The sequence below is a fragment of the Mailhella massiliensis genome (assembly GCF_020741395.1).
Lineage (GTDB): Bacteria > Desulfobacterota > Desulfovibrionia > Desulfovibrionales > Desulfovibrionaceae > Mailhella > Mailhella massiliensis_A.
This window is the reverse complement of sequence record NZ_DYZA01000041.1, coordinates 1-6,211: the sequence shown is the minus strand read 5'-3', so window position 1 is coordinate 6,211 and position 6,211 is coordinate 1. Positions and strand designations below refer to the sequence as shown.

The window sequence follows — 6,211 nt, the reverse complement described above, 5'->3', positions numbered from 1 at the left end:
AGGGGGGGAGGGGCGAGCCGCATGGGTCGGAAAGACTTGTTCGCGTGATTTCCGCAGGGAACTCGCCCGGTTCATCTTCAACGTGCCGAGCATGTTTTTGATGGTGGCGCCATGCCTGTCCATGGGGCGGTTACGGTAACGAGGGGGGATTTCCCCATAGTTGAAGGAACAGAATCAGGTGCTTTTTACCCTTTCATGGGGAAATCGGAAGGAAGAGATGCCCCGTTCATCAGCCTTGGGTTCCAAGCTGCCCAGTCCCTTGGAAAAATCTCCGGCAACCATATCGGCTCTCAGGTTTGCTGTTGTGCCGGAAACGATGGAAAGGGTCGCCGCGGTTCCGGGTGGATGACGGCAACGATGCCTTTTTCTCCCATGGTGTTCAGACTTGGGGAATGTCCGTGCGGTACATGTTGCATTCCCGGGCAAGGGCCGGAAGGATGTGAGGTATAAGACAGTCTCCGTAGGAGTGGAAGCCGTTGATTTTTACCGGCGGATTCGCCGGTATTATCGGTACATGGCGCAACAAAGCGGCTTTTCCGGCTTTGTCTGCGCTGTTGCCGCAGGGGAAAGCGCGTGTCGGCAGGAAAAGCCGCTTTTTCAAGCGGAAGAGAAGGTCAGCGTATCAGGTACGGGATGCGCACATGCAGGGCCTGCGTGGGGCAGACCACTTCACAGGGCAGGCAATACCAGCAGGTTTTGTTGCGTTCATAGGGACGCCCGCACCCGAGGCAGCGGGAAGCTTCCGCACGGGCTTCTTCTTCGGTGTAGAGTTTTGAGGCGGGGGTAACGGGAGCGACCTCGGCAATCTCTCTGTCGCCAAGCCCGGCGAATCGTTCCAGACCGCGCGCAGTGCGCTCGTCGCTTTCATAGTCGATATCAAAGCCTTCCAGAAGGTTGCGCGCGGCGTGGGCGGCTTTTGAGGCGGAGGCCATGGCCTGAAGGGGCGAAAGGCTTTTCTGGTTTTTCACGCAGGTACCGGCGGCGAAGAGGTTGTCCTTCACATAGCCGTTCTTGTCGGCAGGAAGCACCGCGCCTTTACCGCAGGCGCAGAGCACAGCGTCGTATTCCGTGCACAGGGATTCAAGTTCCGCCTGACCCTTGGGGCAAGAGGTGAGAAAATGAATGCCTGCGCCCTGCAGCATGGCCAGGGTCTTTTCCATGATTTCGGCGGGAACGGCGGGCAGGGCGTCGTTTTCTCCAGCTTCTTCAGCGGGAATACGGGTGAGGGTCATGCCTGCTTCGGGCGCGGCCTCGAATACGGTGACGTCTGCGCCGCTCATGCGCAGGATCCATGCTGCCTGCAGTCCCGCCGGCCCCGCCCCTATGACGGCGGCTTTTTTGGAGGATGAGGGCAGACGGTTCGTTTCCGCGCCGTATACGATGCCGGGCTGCGCGGCGACAAGATAGCGCAGAAGGTCGGCAAAGCGCAGCGCGCCCCCGCTCTGGCCGAGGGAGCAGGCTTTTTCCGCGTAGGGGTCGCTCAGGGCGGAGAGCAGGCCTCCGAAGGGCGTGGAACGTCTGAGCTCACGGGCGGCCTCTTCCTCCTTGCCGGAGGAGAGAAGCCGGGCGATACCCTGATAGTTCACTCCCAAGGGTGAGGCCTGGCGGCAGGGCGGCAGGGAAAGGCGGAGGTTGTCCATGATGCAGCGGTCGACGCAGTTGCCGCAGGCCAGGCAGAGCGTGGTGTCAATGGCGATATTGCTGTCGTTCATCACAGGGAAACCTCCTCGCCCAGTTCGGAAATGCGGACTTTTTCCGCGTTGAGATGATTGTCCTTCATTTTAATGACCACATGGCAGTGCCAGTTGGCGTCGTCCTGCAGGGGATAATCGCTGCGGCGGTGACATTCTCCCCAGCGGCTTTCCTTGCGGAAATCCCCGGCAAGGGCGGAGCAGTCGGCGCAGAGCAGAATGTTTTCCACTTCATAGAGTTTGGACAGCTCATGTCCGTTGTGAACGGCCACATGCTTGAAGTCCTCGCGGAAGGTGTCGGACCAGTATTTCCACAGCTCGAACTTGTGGGAGTTCTTGGGAGCGACGAGGTAGTCGCCCACCACGCGGCGCACTTTGTGTTCCAGCTCGCGCACGTCGATATCGCGGTCTTTGGCGCTGAAGCGCTCCGCAAGTTCCTCTCGCACGGCAAGGACGTCTTCTTCATGGATTTCCGTGTCAGGGGCATTTGCAATGTACTCGGCGGCCTGTTCGGCGGCGATTTCGCCGAACACGAAGGCGCCGGTCAGATGCTGCTTGGCCACGCTTGCCACGTCGCCCGCGGCATAGAGGCCGGGTATCGCCGTTTCGGCGCGTTCGTTGACGCGGATGCCCGCCAGCCCGTGCCCGCCGCAGAGCAGGTATTCCGTGGGCCACAGCTCAATGTCCTGTTTGCGGAAGTCAATGCGCCTGCCGCCGAAGAAGCGTTCGTTCACCGGCCGTTCCGTGGTGAACAGGATATGCTCGATTTCCCGGATTTTTTCTTCCGGCAGGTGGCTGAGCTGTATGTGCACGGGGCCGCGGCCTTCAGTGAAGGCCTCGTTCATGGCGTTGATGTTGTTGACCTCGCCTTCCATGATGAGGGTACCGTTGCAGTCCAACACCTTGCCCCCGCGTGTGACGCAGATGGCAAGCAGAGGCATGTTGGAATCCTTGATGAGCATGGTGCGCTGGGTGAATTCCATACCCGTGACGCCCGCCCCGGCGCGCAGGGCCATGGCGAAGCCGTCCCCGGTGTTGCCGGGGTAGTCGTACACGCCGTAGAGATAGCCGGAATTGGGGAGCGTGAGGCGGCTGACGCCGCCGGAGGCGATGAGTACGGCTTTCGCGCGGCAGACCACGAGCTGACCGGTGCGCACGTTGAGGCCCACGGCCCCGGCCACGCGGCCGTTGTCCATGAGCAGGCGCAGGCCCATGACGCGGTTGACGGGCCTCGCGCCGAGGTCGAGGGCGCGCTTGACCAGCATGGATTTGAGCTCAGGCTCGTCCATAGCCGTCTGAAATTCACCTTTGACATGATATTTCAGCGTTTTGTACTGGCCGTTCTCATCTTTGGGGAAGGTCACGCCCCAGCCTTCCATTTCCTTGAGCAGGGCGTAGGAGCGTTCGGCCATGACATAGCTCGGGCCTGCGTCCACGATACCGGCCGCCCCGGCGCGTACTGCTTCGAGGTAAAGTTCGGCCGTGGTTTTGCCCGGTATGGCGACGATATTCAGCGCGTCCATGCCCCGGGCGATGGAGCCGCCGTAGGCTATGTCGCTTTTTTCAAAAACAGTCACGCGCAGATCGGGAGCGACCTGAAGGGCGCGCATGGCCGCGATGCAGCCCGCGCTGCCGCCTCCTATGATGAGAAAATCACTTTCCAATATCTGCATGGAGTCCTCCTGGTTACGGCTTGACGGCCTTGCGGCCGCGGGTGAGGCGTACGATGTAAAAGAGCGTGATGAACACGGTCATGGCGAAAAAGCAGCATGCGATGGGCCTGTCGATGAAGATGGTCCAGTCACCCCGGGATATGGTGAGGCTCTGGCGTATCTTGTGCTCCAGAAGGGAGCCCAGGAAGAAGGCCACGATCATGGTGGGAAGGCTGAGCCTGAGCTTGGTGAAGAGGTAGCCAGCCAGACCGAACACGAACATGACGGCCACATCGAACAGGCTGCTGTTGTTCACATAGGAGCCCAGGAAGGAAAAGAGCATAACGCAGGAAAAAAGCACGGTTTTGGGGATGTTGGTCAGCTTTCTTGCATAATGCACGAAAATGCCGCCCACGATGAGCGTATAGAGGTTGCTGATGAGCAGCACCGCAAAGAGCGCATAGAGCATGGGGGCGTTGCTTTCCATGAACTGCGGTCCGGGCACGAGACCCTTGATCATGAAGCCGCCCAGGATGAGCGCGGCCGCCAGGTTGCCGGGTATGCCCAGAGTGAGCAGCGGAACGAGGTTCGGCCCGTTGACCGCATTGTTGCCCGCCTCGGAAGCGGCGATGCCTTCCAGGGCTCCGTTGCCGAATTTTTCGGGGTATGGGGATTTTTTCCTGCTCCAGATATAGCTGAGGTACGCGCCCACCGTGGTGCCTATGCCGGGTACGATGCCGATGAATGAGCCGATGAGGGTGGAACGGGCTATGGTGGGCAGGCACTGTTTCATTTCCGCAGGGGTGAGGCGGTCGTCGTCGGTACCGGGGCGGGAAAGGCGGATTTCTTCCGCACGGGCTCTGTTTCTTTCCTTATACCAGCGTTCCGCCTGAAGCAGTACTTCCGAAAAGGCCAGGAGCCCTATGGCCATGGGCATGATGCTGATGCCGTCGGCAAGTTCTATGAAGCCGAAGTTGAAGCGGGGCGTGCCGGTTTCCGGGTCGCAACCCACGGTGGCGAGGAGCAGGCCTATGCCTGTGGAGATGAGGCCGCGGCATGGGCTTCCCGATGCCGCGAGGCTGATGATGATGAGAGAGAAGAAGAGGATCATGCTGTATTCCGGCGGGCCTATGCGCAGCGCAATCATGGCCACGGGCGCGGCAAGGAAGATGAGCACGAGGTCGCTTGCGGTATCGGCCGTCACGGAGGCGAAGAGCGCGGTTTTGAGCGCCTTGCCGCTTTTGCCCTGCTTTGCCAGGGGGTAGCCGTCGAACGTGGTGATCATGGCCTGCGGCGTGCCGGGAATATTGAAAAGTATGGCGGGAATGGAACCGCCGAAGTTTCCGCCCTTGGAAAGGCCCATGAGCATGGCGATGCTGGGGATGGGCCCGAGGTAGTAGGTGAAGGGCAGGAGCAGAACAATGGCCATGGTATCACTGAGGCCGGGAATGGCCCCCATGATGATGCCGAAGGTCACGCCGAACAGAGACCAGAAGAAATTCTGCCAGTCCAGCACCATGCCGAGCGCTGTCATTAAACTTTCAAACATAGGTGACGCCTTTCCGGCACGGCCGGAGGTGGTGGGAAAAGCGGGGCTGCCTGCAGTGGGAGGGCTTTCCGGTAAGAGAACATAGCCCAGGGGCGGAAGGGGCCTTCCGGGCAGGGCGGAAGTCTTTGTTTCATACGCTAAAAAAGTATTCCCCGGGGCAGGGTAAACTGAAGAAAATGCACGATGATGACGTAAATGCCGCCGAGGCATACGAGCGGCGTGAAAAGGAAGACCTTCTTGCGGCGTTCGCCGAAGAGCAGCAGGGCGCAGACCAGAAAAATGAAGCTCGGGATGAAGAAGCCTATGCAGGCAAGGGAGATGAGGTAAAGAAGAAAAAGTGCTATGGCCGGCATCGAAACGCGCAGAAAGGTTGCGGGATCGAACGTGGACGGGAGTTTTTCTCTCGGGGTACGCAGCAGCATGATGAGGGCCGGGATGGCGATGACCAGGACGGCCAGGCGCGGCACGAATGCTTCCTCAGGTCCTTCCGTCTGTCCGGGGATGATCACGAACCACAAGAGGGCGCTGAACACAAGGAAGCCGAGTCCGGTAAGTCTGTCGGTGTGCATGGAAACTCCATGGCGGCTCCTCCGGGAGGAGGAGCCGCTTTTTTTTATTCAGCCTTTTTGTTGAATTCCAGCATATCCGGGAGGGTTTTCATGGCGTCTTCACAGAAGGCTTTGGTTTCCTCACCGTTCATGAACACCGGGCTGAAGCCCGCCTTCAGCATGGCATCCTGAAGTTCTGGATCCTGAAGCGCGAGCTTGATGGCGTTTTCCCAGGTCGCACGGATTTCTTCCGGCGTGCCCTTGGGCAGAATGAAGGCATAGGGCACGGAGGTGTAGAAGGGATGGCCGAGATCCGCATGGAGCTTGGGCAGGTTCGGGAAATCGGGAACTTCACCCGCGCCGAGGTTGACCAGAATGTTGAGATCACCCTTGCGTGCGGCCTGATAGCCAGCGGTACCTACGCCGAGTTCACAGGCGTCGATATGGCCGCCGATGAGGTCGGCCGAGGCTTCGCCGCCGCTTTTGTACATAACGAAATTGACGTCGAGCCCTTCCTTGATAGCCACGGAGCGCAGCACTTCCACGGCATCTTGAGAAGCGCCGCTGCCTATGGATACCTTGCCGGGATTGGCTTTGATATAGGCCTTGAATTCTTCCCATGTCTTGTAGGGTTTGTCGGTACGGGCAAGCAGGATGCGGTCGTTGATCATGTAGGTGCCGGCAAAGCTCATGTCGTTGAGGTCGTAAGCTTTTTTTCTCAGGAAGATGGAGGCTGAGAAAGCGGGGGTGGCGGGGGCGGAAATGGTGTAG

5 protein-coding genes are annotated in these 6,211 nt (G+C 59.6%); all 5 read right to left on the bottom strand.

Translation table 11 applies throughout. The features are described from left to right. Positions 1 to 614 precede the first annotated feature (614 nt). Positions 615 to 1,712: an NAD(P)-binding protein gene (locus tag K8W16_RS02360; protein ID WP_304120827.1), complete on the bottom strand. Its 1,098-nt coding sequence runs from the start codon at positions 1,710 to 1,712 to the stop codon at positions 615 to 617. Next, positions 1,712 to 3,364 (bottom strand): FAD-binding protein, encoded by a 1,653-nt coding sequence (locus tag K8W16_RS02355; protein WP_304120826.1) that lies wholly within the window; start codon positions 3,362 to 3,364, stop codon positions 1,712 to 1,714. Before K8W16_RS02355 ends, K8W16_RS02360 begins: the two co-directional genes overlap by 1 nt. Before the next feature lie 13 nt (positions 3,365 to 3,377). Continuing rightward, on the bottom strand, positions 3,378 to 4,892 hold the full coding sequence (locus K8W16_RS02350; RefSeq protein WP_304120825.1) for a tripartite tricarboxylate transporter permease: 1,515 nt from the start codon (positions 4,890 to 4,892) through the stop codon (positions 3,378 to 3,380). Between the two features lie 137 nt (positions 4,893 to 5,029). Continuing rightward, entirely contained in the window at positions 5,030 to 5,461 is a 432-nt protein-coding gene (locus tag K8W16_RS02345) for a tripartite tricarboxylate transporter TctB family protein (RefSeq protein WP_304120824.1), read from the bottom strand. A 44-nt stretch (positions 5,462 to 5,505) separates the two neighbouring features. After that, positions 5,506 to 6,211 (bottom strand): tripartite tricarboxylate transporter substrate-binding protein (locus K8W16_RS02340; RefSeq protein WP_304120822.1); only part of this gene is annotated, 706 nt, incomplete at its 5' end.